This window comes from Frateuria sp. YIM B11624 (genome assembly GCF_049727805.1).
GTDB lineage: Bacteria > Pseudomonadota > Gammaproteobacteria > Xanthomonadales > Rhodanobacteraceae > Frateuria_A.
The window spans coordinates 1-15,097 of sequence record NZ_JBCNYA010000006.1; the positions used below are offsets into that span (position 1 = coordinate 1).

At 67.3% G+C, this 15,097-nt stretch carries 8 protein-coding genes and 1 riboswitch; of the genes, 4 read left to right on the forward strand and 4 right to left on the reverse strand.

All coding sequences use genetic code 11. The features are described from left to right. Positions 1-1,350: tetratricopeptide repeat-containing sulfotransferase family protein (locus tag AAIL17_RS04165; RefSeq protein ID WP_424681560.1), on the forward strand; the 1,350-nt coding region annotated here is incomplete at its 5' end. A gap of 143 nt (positions 1,351-1,493) precedes the next feature. On the opposite strand, the gene AAIL17_RS04170 is transcribed toward AAIL17_RS04165, so the two are convergent. Further along, positions 1,494-4,628, reverse strand: coding sequence for a TonB-dependent receptor (locus AAIL17_RS04170; RefSeq protein WP_424681561.1), 3,135 nt, complete (start codon positions 4,626-4,628; stop codon positions 1,494-1,496). Positions 4,629-4,947: 319 nt separating this feature from the next. Further along, a riboswitch (cobalamin riboswitch) is annotated at positions 4,948-5,172 on the forward strand. Between the two features lie 129 nt (positions 5,173-5,301). Here AAIL17_RS04170 and btuB point away from each other — a divergent pair. Together btuB and AAIL17_RS04180 are read left to right on the forward strand one after the other, a co-directional pair. After that, complete coding sequence (gene btuB / locus AAIL17_RS04175) at positions 5,302-7,152, forward strand: TonB-dependent vitamin B12 receptor (protein WP_424681562.1); 1,851 nt, start codon at positions 5,302-5,304, stop codon at positions 7,150-7,152. A 337-nt stretch (positions 7,153-7,489) separates the two neighbouring features. After that, the gene (locus AAIL17_RS04180) at positions 7,490-10,672 is read left to right on the forward strand and encodes an efflux RND transporter permease subunit (RefSeq protein ID WP_424681563.1); all 3,183 of its coding nucleotides are present in this window, start codon (positions 7,490-7,492) and stop codon (positions 10,670-10,672) included. On the opposite strand, the gene AAIL17_RS04185 is transcribed toward AAIL17_RS04180, so the two are convergent. After that, a complete protein-coding gene (locus AAIL17_RS04185; protein WP_424681564.1) occupies positions 10,669-11,967 on the reverse strand; it encodes an MFS transporter in 1,299 nt (432 codons plus the stop codon). The genes AAIL17_RS04180 and AAIL17_RS04185 overlap by 4 nt on opposite strands. Positions 11,968-12,002: 35 nt before the next feature. After that, on the reverse strand, positions 12,003-12,608 hold the full coding sequence (locus tag AAIL17_RS04190) for a DUF2239 family protein (protein ID WP_424681565.1): 606 nt from the start codon (positions 12,606-12,608) through the stop codon (positions 12,003-12,005). Positions 12,609-12,922: 314 nt separating this feature from the next. Between AAIL17_RS04190 and AAIL17_RS04195 the strand changes: the two genes are divergently transcribed. Next, complete coding sequence (locus tag AAIL17_RS04195) at positions 12,923-13,453, forward strand: acyloxyacyl hydrolase (protein ID WP_424681566.1); 531 nt, start codon at positions 12,923-12,925, stop codon at positions 13,451-13,453. A 68-nt stretch (positions 13,454-13,521) separates the two neighbouring features. Here the strand turns inward: AAIL17_RS04195 and AAIL17_RS04200 are convergent, their stop codons facing one another. Continuing rightward, complete coding sequence (locus AAIL17_RS04200) at positions 13,522-15,045, reverse strand: DHA2 family efflux MFS transporter permease subunit (protein ID WP_424681567.1); 1,524 nt, start codon at positions 15,043-15,045, stop codon at positions 13,522-13,524. Positions 15,046-15,097: the final 52 nt, after the last annotated feature.

Sequence of the window (15,097 nt, forward strand, 5' to 3'; positions counted from 1 at the left end):
CGCGGCGAAATCGTCGCCGCGCGCGCCTGCCTGGACCTGCTCGCGCTAGCGCCCGAGCCGCCGCCTGCCTTGCTGGTCGCACAAGCCAACCTGCGCTTTGCGATCGGCGAGATAGACACGGCGAGGGGGCTGATGGACAAGGCAGTGGCGGCCGGTGCGAATGCACCGGAGGACCTGCACCTCTATGCCATGCTGCTGCAGTTCGACGGCGACATCGACAAGGCATGCAGCGTGCTGGAGAACTGCCTGTCGCGCTGGCCGCAGTTCGGCGACGCCGCCATGGTGCTGACCAACCTGCGCAGGCAGATGCCGGAGTCCCATCGCCTGGAACAGTGGCAGGAACAGCTTCGCCGGCTGCCCGCCACGCCGACCAGTCCGGATGAGGCGTTTGTCCGTGCCGAGTTCGAGTACGCGTCGTTCAAGACGTTGGACGACCTCGGCCGGTGCGAAGAGGCCTGGACCGCGCTGGCGCGCTGCAACGCGCTTATGCGCGAGCTCAACCCGTACAACGCCACCGCCGAGGAGGCAGTCACCGACGCCCTGCTCGGTTTGCCGGCGCCAACGGGCACGCAGCCGACGGGAGCCGCCTTCGAGGGTCCGACGCCCATCTTCATCGTGGGCATGCCGCGCTCCGGCACGACTCTGCTCGACCGCATCCTTTCCAGCCATTCACAGGTCGCCTCCGCCGGCGAGATCATCGATTTTTGGCGCCAGCTGCACTGGGTGGCCGACGTGCTTCCGGCCAAGGCCAGCGGCCTGCTCAGGATCATCGGGCGCAGCGCGGAGATCGATTACCGGGAACTGGGCTTCCGCTACCTGCGCCAGACCCAGTGGCGCGCGCAGGATCGCGCCTTCTACATCGACAAGCTGCCTGCGAACATCCAACTTGTCGCGTTCATTCGCCAGGCCCTGCCGCACGCGCCCATCCTGCACATGGTGCGTGATCCCATGGATACCTGCTTTTCCAATTTCAAGGCGATGTTCGGCAACGTGTCGCCCTACAGCTACGACCTCGCGGCGCTGGCCCATTACCACGGACAGTACGCGCGCCTGGTGCGTCACTGGCACGCCGCCATGCCCGGCGCCATGCTGGATGTCCCGTACGCCGACTTGGTGCGCGATCCGGCGACGACGATCGGCCGGGTACTCGCGCATTGCGGGCTCGCTGCCGAGGAGGCATGCCTGCGCCCCGAGCGGAACGCTGCGCCGGTGGCGACGCCGAGCAGCGCGCAGGTGCGCGAGTCGATCCATACCCGCGGGCTTGACCAGTGGCGCCGCTATGCCGGTCCATTGGAACCTCTGCGCGTCGCGCTGGCAGCGCAACCAACGGCATCCATCGCCACGCAATAGCCGACTGGCGCCATCGTGCACGATGGCCTCGGCGAACGCAGGCCCTGCGAGCCTCGGGCAGGCTGCCATGCAAAGCGGTGCGGCAAAAGAAAAGCCACCGGTCTTTCGACCGGTGGCTTTCAAGGCTACATCAGCTTCCGCTATCAGTAGTCGTAGGTCACCGACAGGCGGATGGTGCGCGGCGGCTCGAAGAAGACCGGGTCGCCGTAGCTGTTGTTGATGGAGATGACGTCCGGAATCGGCGCCGGATTGCCGGCCGCGTCCGTTTGAGCCTGACCGTTGTTGTAGCCCGACTCGCCGGTCGGATCCGTCTGGACCGCCTTCTGCTCGTTGAACACGTTGAAGATGTCCAGGTTGAACGCGAGCTTGTGGTCCGCGAACGCCGGCGTGTAGTGCACACCGAGGTTGAGCGGCTTGGTCCACGGCGTGTGGCCGGCGCTGCCCGGCGGGATACGGACGCCATGGCACCAGTGGTAGTTGCCGCTACCCAGGCCGTTGTAACCCGACGGATCGCCCTCGCCGCCCGGACCGTTGTAGCCCTCACCCGTGCCGTAGTAACCCAGGCACTCCTTCGGCACGCCGGACTGGGCCAGCAAGGTCGCGGAGACCAGCCACTCGGGCGTGATCTGGTAGGCGCCACGGATGCGGATCTGGTGCTTGCGGACGTTCATCAACTCGCCGTTCTGGCCGTCCATGAGCTGCCAGGAATCCCAGTCCTCGGTCTTGGACACGTCGCCCTGGCCGAAGTCGGAACGGACCTGGCCTTCGGTGTTGCCGAAGCCGCGGCTGTAGGTGTAGTCGACGCGCGCCTGCCACTTGCCGTCGAACGGATGCTCCAGGTACAGGTTCAACGAACCGACCTTGCGCTTGACGCCCTGGGTGTAACCCCAGTCCTGCATCGACATCGGCACGAGGACGCTGGTGCTGCCGTCGTTCGACTTGACCAGCATGTTGTTGGTCTGGCCCGGGTTGATCAGGCGGCAATACGCGGGGCCGTAGATCGAGTCGGAGTAGTCGCCCGAGTTGATCCCCATCTTCTCCATCTTGGCGGCGATCAGGTAGGCCGAGCACTCGTCGTCGATGGCGCTCTTGAGGTCACGCCACATGGCCTTGGCGCCGTAGGTCCAGTTCTCGTTGAGCTGCTTGTCGAAGCCCGCGATGAACTCGTCCAGGTATTCCGGCTTGAGGTTGCGCGCGGTGACCTGCTGGGCATCCTTCGGCAGGCCGAATTCGCCGTCCGGCGAAGTGGTCGGCCCGGTCGCCTTGATGCCGGTCGGCACGCCGTTCTCGTCGATGCCGGTATAGGTGTAGTTGGTGGTGAGGTAGGTCGAGGTGTTCGCCGCACGCTCCGCCGCATTCTGCGGCAGGGCGAGGTAGTAACGACCCACGTTGCCGTACACCTTGAACGTGGAATCGCCATTCACGTCCCAGCTCACGCCGATACGCGGTTCCCACTGGTTCTTCTCGTCGACGAACGCCACGCCGACGTTGTTGTAGTTGGTGAAGTGGTCGTTGCGGACGCCGATGTTCAGCAGCAACGACGGAGTCACCTGCCAGGTGTCCTGCACGTACCAGGCCTTCTGCGACAGCGTCATGCTGGTCTGCCAGCCGATCTCGCGCTTCTGCACCAGATTGCCCGTCAGGTAACGCCAGTAGTAGTTGATCGCCGGATTGAACGGGTTCTGCTGGTTCGGGCCCTGGTTCTTGGCGCCGTAGCTGACGTTGTCCATACCGACCGCCAGGTCGTGGTCGCCCAGGCGATAATCGAAGTCGACGCGCAGGCTACGCGAGGAAAGCTTCGCCGAATCGGAGAACCACTGGATGTTGGTCTGATCGTTGACGATGCCGTTGGCGCCGGTGCCCGGCGGCAGGTAGGCCGGGTTCTGGTTGTACGGCCGCGAGATGTACGGCAGCGGACTGGTGTTGCCGTAAGTGGTCGGGTTCTGGTAGTTCGCCTTGCCGTACAGGATGCTCAGCGTGGCGTTGTCGGTGATGTAGCTGGTGAAGTGACCGATGTAGAACTGGGCGTTGTCCCGGGTCACGTCATTGTTCGAGTTGAACGTCGTCGCTTGCAGCGTGTCGTAATCGTAGTTGTACGTCGTGCCCATGCCGGTGGTCTGGCGATTGTTGAGCGTCGTCAACTCGAAGATGTTGTTGTCGGTGATGTTCCAGTCCAACTTGCCGTAGAACTTGGTGTTGCGGTCTTCGTTGTACTGGACCTTGCCGGCCGAGATGATCTCGACGTTGGTCGCCTGCGTCTTGCTGGTTTCCGCCGCCAAGAACATGAACAGCTTGTCCTTGATCAGCGGGCCACCGACATACGCGGAGTAGACCGTTTCCCACTGCTTGTTGTCATTGCGGTACTGGTGCAGCGTGCCCGGCTTGGAAGGGTCTTCCAACTCGTAGTGAGTGAAGCCGTCCGGACTGGTGCTGTTGGGAACCGGAGCGGGAATCGCCGGGTTGCCGTAGTAGTTGTTGCGCGGGCTGGCCTCGAGGAACTTCGGCTCCCACACGACCTGCGCGCCGAAATGCCACTCGTTGGTGCCGCGCTTGCCGATCTGGTTGATCACGCCACCGTCGGAACGGCCGTACTTGGCGCTGTAGCCACCGGTGAGGGTTTCCTGCTGGTCGATCGCGCCGTAGGGCAGCTGGAAGCCGCCGATATTGCGATACGGCTCGCCGGTGTTGTAGCCGTTCACGTAGTAGGCGTTCTCGGACACGCTCGAGCCGCTGAAGGACACGGCGTTGGCGAAGTAGCTGCTGCCCTTGACGGTGCCCGGCGCCAGCAGCGCGATCGACTCGGCGCTGCGGGTGACCGGCAGCTTGGCCAGGTCGGCCGCGGTGATGATGGTGCTGGAGTTGACGCTGGTCACGTCAATGGCGGGCAACGCGCTGGCGACCACCTGCACGGCGCCGAGGTTCTGCGCATTTTCCGCGCTGGCGGCGGTGAAGGGCACGTTGGTGCCACCGCCCGGAGAAACGCCGACGTTCTCCTGCGTAGCGAGCACCTGGCCATCCTTGCGGAGGGTGACCGTGTAGCGACCGACCGGCACGGTGACCGAGTAACGGCCATCCGCATCCACCGCGACTTCGCGGGTGGTGCCGTTGGCGCCCTGGACCATGACGGTGTCGCCGGCGCCAGCCGGCGCGGTACCGAAGATGCTGCCGGTGGTGGCCTGACCGAAGGCGAGGCCGGTAAAGCCAAGACCCATGGCCATCGCGACCGTCAGTGCAGTGCGACGAGGCAACGCCCCGCGCGACATGTAACGCTTATTCATCGAGAGATCTCCCCAGATCGACCCATTAGACGAGTCATGTAAAAACCAGATAGGCATGGCCCGAGGGCCCGCACACCGGATAACAACGACAGACGCTTTCCTGTTGCCCGAGATACGGTCCAGTAACCGCTCGTCGGTCTCGCCCCAGCGTTCCCCGTCGCTCGCAAACCACGCAACCACGGTGATTCGCTGGGGCAACCTACCGCCATGGCTAACGCAATGTCAACTTTTTCTTAGCAATTGCCGCAAAGAAAAAACTTGCGGTCCAACCGCCGCAAGGCGATTCCGAAATAAACCAAACGTGGCCCGTTTTTTCGGTAAGATTCGACCCGTTTCGGGTGTCCCACGGCATTCAGCCGGGGGATGAAACGGGAAGCCGGTGCGTTGTGCGATGCACAACAAGGCCGGCGCTGCCCCCGCAACGGTAAGCGAGTCGAAGGGACGGTCCCAAGCCACTGTGCCATGCGCATGGGAAGGCGCCGCTCCGGCAGGTCCAGCGCCTGCACCCGCGAGCCCGGAGACCGGCCCGAAGCATTACCTGGTGGACCTGCGGTGGGCGGGCCGGACCTCGTGCACGGCCCGCGCCTGCCCGTCGTTCCCCTTTCCCTCCGCGATCGGCCAGTTCATCCATCGCATGGCCGTGCGTGGGCGCGCGGCCGAGGGACGCACATCTATGAAGAAGACCCTGCTCGCCGCCGCACTGTGCGGCAGCACGTTTGCCGCGCTGGCGGCCGATGCCACCGATCCGGCCGCACTGGCGCCGGTGATCGTCACCGCTACGCGCACCGCGATCACGGTGGACGACGCGTTGTCGTCGGTCAGCGTGATCACCCGCGAGGACATCGACCGCCTGCAGCCGGTGTCGCTGATCGACCTGCTGCAGGGCCTGCCCGGGGTGAGCTTCGTCCAGTCCGGCGGGCTGGGCCAGCAGAGCTCGCTGTTCCTGCGCGGCACCAACTCCTCGCACACGCTGCTGCTGATCGACGGCGTGCGCGTGGGCACGGTGAGTGCGGGGATTCCCGCCTTCGACCAACTGCCGCTGGACCAGATCGAGCGGATCGAAGTGGTACGCGGGCCGCGCTCGAGCCTCTACGGCGCCGACGCGATCGGCGGTGTGATCCAGATCTTCACCCGGCATGGAACGCACGACGGTGGCCTGGCGCCCTCGTTGCGGCTGGGTACCGGCAGCCGCGGCTATGCCGACGGCCAGTTCGGCCTGGCCGGCGGCGATACGCATGCCTGGTACAACCTGAGCATCGGCGGCCAGTACACCCGCGGCATCAACGCCTGCCGGGTCGGCGCGGCAGAGGCCTTCGCCGGCTGCTTCACCGACGAGCCGGACGCGGACGCCTACCGCAACCGCAATGCGCTGGCCAACGCCGGCTACCGCTGGGACAACGGCACGGAGCTGGCCGCCACCTGGCTGCGCAGCGCCAGTCACGTGGAATACGACGGCGCGCCGTACGGCAACCAGCTGCACAACCTGCAGCAGGTCGCCGGCGCGCGGCTTGGCTTCGACCCGCTACCGGCATGGAAGGTGACCCTGGCAGCCGGGCAGAGCCTGGACGAACAGCGCACCTACAACGACGGCACGTTCCTGCGCTACGGCGACTCGCGGCGCAACCAGGCGTCCTGGCAGAACGACCTGAGCCTGGCCGACAACCAGCTGCTCACGCTCGGCATCGACTGGCAGCAGGAGCACCTGTCCAGCGATACCGGCTACCTCGCCGACCAGCGCAACGATACCGGCGGCTACGTGCAGTACCAGGGCAGCTTCGGCCCGCACGAGCTGCAGCTCTCGCTGCGCCGGGACGACAACCAGCAGTTCGGCGGCCACACCACCGGCGCGGCCGCCTGGGGTTACGCGTTCGACCATGGACTGAAGCTGTCGGCCAGCTGGGGCAGCGCCTTCCATGCACCGACCTTCAACGACCTGTACTACCCCTATGGCAGCGGCAACCCGGATCTGCAGCCGGAGACCTCGCGCAGCGCCGAACTGGGCCTGTCCCAGCAGCAGGCCGGTTGGCACTGGGCGCTCAATGCGTACCAGACCAGCATCGACCAGTTGATCTCGCTGGATGCCAACTACTTCCCGCGCAACATCAGCCGTGCACGCATCCGCGGGCTGGAGGCACAGGCCGGCACGGTATTGGCCGACTGGCGGGTGGAGGGCTACCTGACCCTGCAGCGCCCGGAGAACCGCGACGGCAGCGCGAATGACGGCCACCTGTTGCCGCGCCGCCCCGAGCGGACGGTGCGGCTGGAACTGGACCGCCGCTTCGGTGCCTTCGGCGTGGGCGCCACTCTGCTGGCCGCGGGCGCGCGCTACGACGACCTGGCCAACCTGCACCGGCTCGGCGGCTACGCGACCACCGACCTGCGCGCCAGCTACGCGTTCGCGCGCGACTGGCAGGTCGAGGCGCGGCTGGCCAACGCCTTCGACCGTCGCTATGAAACCGTGTACTACTTCAACCAGCCGGGACGCAGCTGGTACCTGACGGTGCGTTACACGCCCGGGGAGTGAACTCCCGGCAAGCCCGCCCCATCCGCCCTTCGGGCACCTTCCCCCGCAGGCGGGGGAAGGACCAGCGGCGGGGGATCCCCGAGTGAGCCTTCCCCCGCGGGCGGGGGAAGGTGCCGGCAGGCGGATGGGGGAAGCCTTGCCACGTAACCACGGTTACGGCCCTGCCTTTCGGCAGGGGCCGGACTTCAGGCACATCCACCGGCCGGTACGGGCACGGCATAACGTGGGGCATGACCCTGCCCATCCTCTGGCCCACGAACCGGGCGCCGGCCGTGCGCTACGCTGATGCCCCCGGCGCGGCGACGCGCGCGCACCTTCCCCGCGGTACGGACGCCCCGTGAACATCTTCGCTCCCCTGATCCGCCGCCCGATCGGCACCTCGCTGCTGGCCCTGGGCCTGACCCTGGCCGGCTTCTGGGCCTACCTGCTGCTCGGCGTGGCGGCGCTGCCGTCGCTGGACTTCCCCGGCGTGTACGTGGTGGCCAGCCAGCCCGGCGCCAGCGCGCAGACCATGGCCAGCACCATCCTCGCGCCGCTCGAACGGCACCTGGGGCGCATCCCCGGCGTCGACGACATGTACGGCAACGCCCGCGAAGGCGAGGCCTCGATCATGGTGCGCTTCACCTTCGACCGCACCGCCGACAGCGCCGCGCGCGACGTACAGGCGGCGATCAACGCCGCCGCGCCCGACCTGCCCTCGGGCATGCCCGGCCCGCCGCAGTATTTCAAGTTCGACACCTCGCAGATCCCGATCCTGTTCATCACGCTGACCTCCTCGGGCATGCCCCAGGATCAGTTGTTCGACCTGGCCGACACCTTGCTGAAGCCCGCGGTGGCGCAGATTCCCGGCGTGGCCCAGGTGCAGGTGTTCGGCGGCACGCCGCACGCGGTGCGCATCGAACTGGATACCGCCGCCCTTGCTGCCAAGGACCTGACCGCCAACGACGTGGCCAACGCGCTGCGCGCGGCCAACGTCACCTCGCCGCAGGGCACGCTCAGCGACGGCCGCACGCAGATGACGGTCACCGCCAGCGACGGACTGCAGACTCCTGACGAGTTCGCCCGTCTGCTTATCGCGATGAAGCATGGCGTGCCGGTGCGCCTGTCGGACGTGGCGCGGATCTACGGCGGCCAGCAGGACAAGTACCAGGCCGCCTGGTTCGCCGACGCGAGCGGCAGCGCCCGTACCGTCGGCCTGCAGATCAGCAAGCGGCCGGAAGCCAACGCGGTGGCGACCGTGGAGGCGATCCGCGCCAAGCTGCCGCAGCTGCGCGCGTCGCTGCCGGCCAGCCTGCAGATGAACGCGGTGTTCGACCTCACCCAGACCACCAAGTCGGCGCTGCATGAAGTCGAAGTGGCGCTGCTGATCTCCATCGTGATGGTGGTGCTGGTGATGCTGGTGTTCCTGCGCCGGCTGCGGCCCACGCTGATCGCCACGCTGAGCGTGCCGCTGTCGCTGGCCGGCGCGTTCGTGGCGATGTGGGCGCTGGGCTACACGCTCAACACGCTGTCGCTGGTCGCGCTGGTGCTGTGCATCGGCTTCGTGGTGGACGATGCGATCGTGGTGATCGAGAACATCGTGCGCCACATGGAGCACGGCATGCCGCCGCTGCAGGCCGCGCTGACCGGCGTGCGCGAGATCGGCTTCACGGTGGTGTCGATCACGCTGTCGCTGGTGGCGGTGTTCGCGCCGCTGCTGTTCGGCAACAACATGCTGGTGATGCTGCTGCGCGAGTTCTCGGTGACGCTGACCGCCGCGGTGGTGATCTCGGCGATCGTCTCCCTCACCCTCACGCCGGCACTCTGTGGCCGCCTGCTCACCGCGGAGCCGGCCAATCCGCCGCCCCCGGGCCGCATCGAGCGCGCGGTGGAGAACTTCGACCGCGCGCTGCTCCGGCACTACGAGCGCGCGCTGGACTGGGCCATGCACCATCGCCGGCTGATGCGCTGGCAACCGCTGATCCTGCTGATCCTGACCGTGGTCCTGGGCGTGGCCGTGGGCAAGACCGCCGGCGGCACCTTCATGCCCGACGAGGACACCGGCCAGCTGCAGGCGCAGATCACCGCCGATGCCAACATCTCGCCGGCGCTGCTGACCGACCGCGTGCTGCAGGTCGCCAAGATCATCAAGGAGGACCCGGCGGTCGAGGACATGCTGGTCATGCTCGGCGGGCAGGGCGCCGGGACCGGCGCGGTCGGCAATTCCGGGCAGATGTTCATGGACCTCAAGCCACGCGGCGACCGGCCGGGCGAGCGCCAGATCGGCGCCAAGCAGGTGGTCGAGCGCCTGTCCAAGCGGCTGGACAAGATCGCCGGCGTGGAAGTCGAGCTCAGCGTCGCGCAGTTCCTCGGCGGCGGCGGCAGCGGCGACAAGGGTGGCCAGTACGAGTTCCAGCTGGTCAGCGACAACGGCGGCGACCTGCAGCCGTGGACGCTGAAACTGGTGCACCGGCTGCGCGACATGAAGGAGTTCCGCGACGTCGGCAGCGACTTCGACCAGGTCGGCAAGCAGCAGTTGCTGAAGGTCGACCGCGAGGCCGCCGGCCGCCTGCACGTGAGCCTGGGCGACGTCGACTCGGCGCTGTACAACTCGTTCGGGCAGAACCCGGTCTCGGTGATCTACTCGGACATCAACCAGTACCGCGTGGTGCTGACCTCGGCCGGCGCCGAAACCATCAGCCCGCAGTCGCTGCTCAACATCCGCGTGCGCAACAGCAAGGGGCAGATGATCCCGCTGTCGGCGCTGGCGAAGATCGAGCCGAACATCGCGCCGATGCGCATCCGCCACCACAACCAGCTGGAAGCGGCGACGGTCACCTACAACCTGGACAAGGGCGTGGACCAGGCGCGCGGCGTCAAGCTGGTCGAGCAGGCGGCCTTCGCCGTGCACCTGCCCGACGGCATGCGGGTGGACTTCACCGGCACCAACCAGCAGCTGCAGCAGGCCAAGTCCAACGGCATGATCCTGCTGCTGGCCTCGATCGTGGCGATGTACATCGTGCTGGGCATCCTCTACGAGAGCCTGGGCCATCCGCTGACCATCCTCTCGACGCTGCCGGCCGCCGGCATGGGCGCCTTCCTGGCGATGCTGGTGACCCAGACGCAGCTCTCGCTGATGGCAATCATCGCGATCCTGATGCTGATCGGCATCGTCAAGAAGAACGCGATCCTGATGGTGGACTTCGCGCTGGTCGCCCAGCGCGAGCGCTCGCTCGCGCCGCCCGATGCGATCCGCGAGGCTGCGCTGGTGCGCTTCCGCCCGATCACCATGACCACGCTGGTGGCGATGGGCGCTGCGCTGCCGCTGGCGATCGGCTTCGGCATCGGCTCGGAGATGCGCCAGCCGCTGGGCATCGCGATCGTCGGCGGCCTGCTGGTGTCGCAGTTGCTGACCCTGCTCAGCACGCCGGCGATCTACCTGTGGGGCTACGACCGCAAGATCCGCAAGGCTGCTCGCAGGCAGCGCCGCGAGGAGAAGAAGCGGCTCAAGGCGCTGGGCAAGCAGCAGATGGCCAGCTAAGCGTTCAGGCCGGCGCCGTCCGCGCGCGCCGAGCCGATTGCACGCAACGCCGGGCTGGCCAGGCAACCGAGGGCGATCGCACTCAGGCCCAGCCCGGCGCCGGCGAACAGCGTACCCAGCGAGATCAGCTTCAGCAGACTGCCGGCCAAGGCCGCCGACACCGGCCCGATGCCCATGAAGGTGAACATCAACAGGCTCATCGTGCGACCCATCATGGCCGCCGGCACGCGCTGCTGGATCCAACTGACGATGGCGATCTGCGCTATACCCGCCAGCACGCCCACGCCGGCCAGCAGCAGCGCGCCGTGAGACGTGCTGTGCACCCGCGCGAGCGCAGCCAGGGCGAGGCCGGCGAGCGTGTCCATGCACAGAACCAGTACGCCCAGTCGCCCGTTCGCCGCGCGCGCCACCACGCGAGAGAGGAAGCCTCCCACCAGCATGCCGCCGCCGTTGGCGGTCATCAGCAGGCCGAGCGACGCAGCGCCCAGGTCCAAGCGGCTGTTGGCCAACACCGGCAGGCCGACCTGGATCGGCCCGCCGACGAATGCGGTGACCACGGCCGCATAGAGCATGAACGCCCGCAGCGGCAGGTCCGTCCAGACCTGGTGTAGGCCTGCGGCCACGTCGGTCAGCACACCGTTCATGCGTGGACGCGACTGGCCCTGAGCGGCACCGCGGATCAGCCACAACGAGCCGAGCGAGACGAGAAAGCTGGCCGCGTCGATCGCGAACGCCAGGCCGAGCCGCCGCGCCTCGGCCGCGGCTTGACCGGCATGCATGCCGATCGCCAGACCGGCGAGTGCGGGGCCGATGAACATGCTCAGCTGGCGCATTCCCATGAAAAGCGCGTTGGCCGAGGACAGCTGCGCCGGCACCACCACTTGCGGCAGCAGCGCCGAGCCGGCGGGATAGGCAAAGGCGGTAGCCACGCCGATGCCCAGAGCGATGGCGTACACCACGGGCATGCTGACGCCGCCGGTCAGCGCCAAGCCGGCCAGCAGTGCGACCAGTACCGCGTTGATGCTGCGCGCCAGCAGCAGGACGCGCCGCGCCGACATCCGGTCGACCAGTGCGCCGCCCACCAGCATCAGGATCGCCCGCGGCAGTGCCATCGCCGCCAGCACCAGGCCGAGCGTTGCCGCACTGCCGGTCAGCCGCAGCACCAGCCACGGCAATGCGACCAGGGTGAACTGGTCGCCCAGCACCGATACCGCGCTGCCGGCGAACAGCAGGCGGAAGTCGCGGTTGGCGCGAAGCGCCGGCGCCGCCGGGCGGCTCGTCGTCGGGGACAGCATGGTTCGTTCCTCGTGCGGCGCTGGCCGCAGTAGCGTCAAGGGACGCGCAATGCGCCGGGCCGGGTGCCGCCGGCCTCGTCCCAGGCGATGGCGGCGAGGCGACGCAGGTGATCGCGCACGTCCGCCGGCCAGCCGCCGGTGAGTCGGGCGAATTGTTCGCGTTCGCCTCGCCAGAACGCACGGCTGGCTTCCTCGTGATCGGGCAGGTTGCCGGTCATTGCCAGCATGAAGCGGTCGACCGCCTCGGAAGCTTCGCGTGCGCGCTGCGCGGAACCGCCCTCGCGGATCGCCTGTTCGACCAGTCGGCGCAGCACCGCCGAGGCACCGCCGGGTTGCGCGGCCAGCCAGTCCCAGTGGCGGGGCATCAGAGTTACCTCGCGGGGCATCACGCCCAACCGGGGGCGGCCGGGACCGCGTGGCGCGACAGGCGGGGGTTGCAGGCGCGCCAGTACCTCAGCCTCGCTACCGCGCAAATCGAACTCGACTGGGCGGCCGCTGCGGTCGTCGAACACCTGCACGGGGCCGGCGGCGCCGGCACCGAGCGCGCGCTTGACCGCCAGCGCCACCTCGGCGCAGGGGCCGGAGGCGAGCAGGCGGTGGCCGTCGAAGGCAGTGCAGGCAATGCTGGCATGCGGATGCATGGAAAACCCCGGAAGCGAAGGGTGCATAATTTACCCGGATTAAATTAGCCGTCAAGCTGCGGGGCGGCGCCTCCCGTCCGTCCTGCGTCCGGGGCCGCGAACCGCCTGCGAGGTGGACGGCCGTCGCTGGGTGCCGTCAGGAAGACCGGGCAAGGAGCACCAGGGAGTGCGGACGACCCAGCCCAGGTCGTGTTCCTTTTTGCCACGCGCGCGACACAGCGTTCGCCACCATGCACGGCGCGCTTCACCCGGTCATCGCGAGATAAAGTAAACTATCGAGTACACAAACCTCTCCCCACCGAAAAAGGCTCCCCATGCTTTCCGCCTCTTCGCGTCTGCGCGGTGCGCTGGCACTGCTGCTCGCCACCGCCGCCCTGCCGGCCGCCGCCGCCCACCTGGAAATCCAGGGCGGGCGCAGCTACATGGACGCCCACGGCGCCAACACCGCTTTCATCGAGACCACCTTCGCGCCGCATGCCATCGGCAGCAGCGGTCGGCTGGACTGGTCGCCCGACATCTCCGCCGGCTGGATCAACGGCCGCGACGTCAACCGCTACCGCCATGCGGAGTTCGACACCAGCCACTCGGTGGCGTTGCTGGCCGCCGGCGCGCGCTTCCACTACGGCGCGCCGGACGCCTGGTACCGCCCGCTGTTCTTCAGCTTCCAGCTGGCCGGCACCAACCAGACCACCCAGGCGCTGTCGAGCCACTACCAGTTCGTCAGCACCCTGGGCTGGCAGGGCGAGCACCTGAGCCTGCAGATCCGCCACATTTCCAACGGCGGCCTCAACGGACCGAACCGCGGCGAGACGATGGCGCTGGTCGGCGTGGGCTTCGATCTCTGAAAACCGGTTGGCACGCAGGGCTTCAGTCCGCCCTGGAAAAAAGAAGGCGCCCGAGGGCGCCTTCTTTTTTAGTGTCCGCCGCCGGCCGCCGGACCGGCCTTGGCGATGAACGGCGGGCGGGTCAGCCAGATCACCAGTACCAGGCTGCAGAAGATCCAGCCGAGCACGTGGAAGACCTCGTTGAAGGAGATCTGGTAACCCTGCTGGGTAGCCATCTGGTTGATCATTGCCGCGGCGGTCTGTGGGTCGCCCATCGCGCCCATCGCCGCGCGGGTGGTCGGGTCGTAGGCGGTGACGTGCTCGACCAGCTGCTCATGGTGGGCCACTGCGCGGCGTTCCCAGAACAGCGTAGTGATCGAGGCGGAGAAGCTGCCGCCCAGCGTGCGCAGAAAGGTGGCCAGGCCCGAGCCGGAGGCGATCTCGTTCTGCTGCAGGTCCGAGAGCAGGATGGTCAGGATCGGCATGAAGAACAGCGCCACGCCCAGGCCCTGGATCAACTGCACCAGCGCCACGTGGTAGAAGTCGATGCCGATGTAGAAATCCGAGCGCATGAAGCAGGTCACGCCCAGCACCAGGAAGGCGACCGAGGCGACGGCGCGCAGATCGAACTTCGGCGCGAACTTGCCCACGAAGAAGGTCAGCAGCACCGGCAACACGCCGATCGGCGCGGTAGCATAACCCGCCCAGGTCGCGGTGTAGCCGAGGTTGCGCTGCAGCCACAGCGGCATCAGCAGGCTCATCGCGAAGAACGCCGCGTACGCCAGGATCAGCGCGATCGTGCCGTAGGTGAAGTTGCGGTGGCGGAACAGCTTCAGGTCGACGATCGGATCCTTGTCGGTGAGTTCCCAGATCAGGAAGATCGCGATGCCGATCACCGAGACGATGCTGGTGACGATGATGAAGGTGGAGTTGAACCAGTCCTCGTCGTTGCCCTTGTCCAGCACGACCTGCAGCGCGCCCACGCCGATGATCAGCGTGATCAGCCCGACGTAGTCGACCTTGGGCCGCTCGGTCTTGTCGACCCGGCCGCGCATCTGGTTGCCCACCACCACGCTGGCGAAGATGCCGATCGGCACGTTGATGAAGAAGATCCACGGCCAGGAATAGTTGTCGGTGATCCAGCCGCCCAGGATCGGGCCGGCGATCGGCGCCACCACCGTGACCATCGCCAGCAGCGCCAGCGCCATGCCGCGCTTGGCCGGTGGGTAGATCGAGATCAACAGGCTCTGCGTGATCGGGTACATCGGGCCGGCCACCGCGCCCTGGATGGCGCGGAACAGGATCAGCATCTCCATGTTCTGCGACACGCCGCACAGGAACGAGGTGAGCGCGAACAGCAGCGTGCACCAGATGAACAGCTTGATCTCGCCGAAGCGGCGGGTGAGGAAGCCGGTCAGTGGCAGCGAGATCGCCATGCTGACGGCGAACGAGGTGATCACCCAGGTGCTCTGGTTCACGCTCACGCCGAGGTTGCCGGCGATGGTCGGCAGCGACACGTTGGCGATGGTGGTGTCCAGCACCTGCATGAAGGTGGCCAGCGAGATGCCGATCGTGGTGATCGCCATGCTGGGCGGACGGAATTGGGTAGTCATCGCGGAGAGTTCGCTCTCGTGTAGGAGCACCCCCGGGCGCGACCGTGGCCGG

Bases quoted from the DNA above. Each gene is read 5' to 3' on its own strand.
- AAIL17_RS04170 (WP_424681561.1), bottom strand. From the start codon at position 4,628: ATGAATAAGCGTTACATGTCGCGCGGGGCGTTGCCTCGTCGCACTGCA.
- btuB (WP_424681562.1), top strand. From the start codon at position 5,302: ATGAAGAAGACCCTGCTCGCCGCCGCACTGTGCGGCAGCACGTTTGCC.
- AAIL17_RS04185 (WP_424681564.1), bottom strand. From the start codon at position 11,967: ATGCTGTCCCCGACGACGAGCCGCCCGGCGGCGCCGGCGCTTCGCGCC.
- AAIL17_RS04190 (WP_424681565.1), bottom strand. From the start codon at position 12,608: ATGCATCCGCATGCCAGCATTGCCTGCACTGCCTTCGACGGCCACCGC.
- AAIL17_RS04195 (WP_424681566.1), top strand. From the start codon at position 12,923: ATGCTTTCCGCCTCTTCGCGTCTGCGCGGTGCGCTGGCACTGCTGCTC.
- AAIL17_RS04200 (WP_424681567.1), bottom strand. From the start codon at position 15,045: ATGACTACCCAATTCCGTCCGCCCAGCATGGCGATCACCACGATCGGC.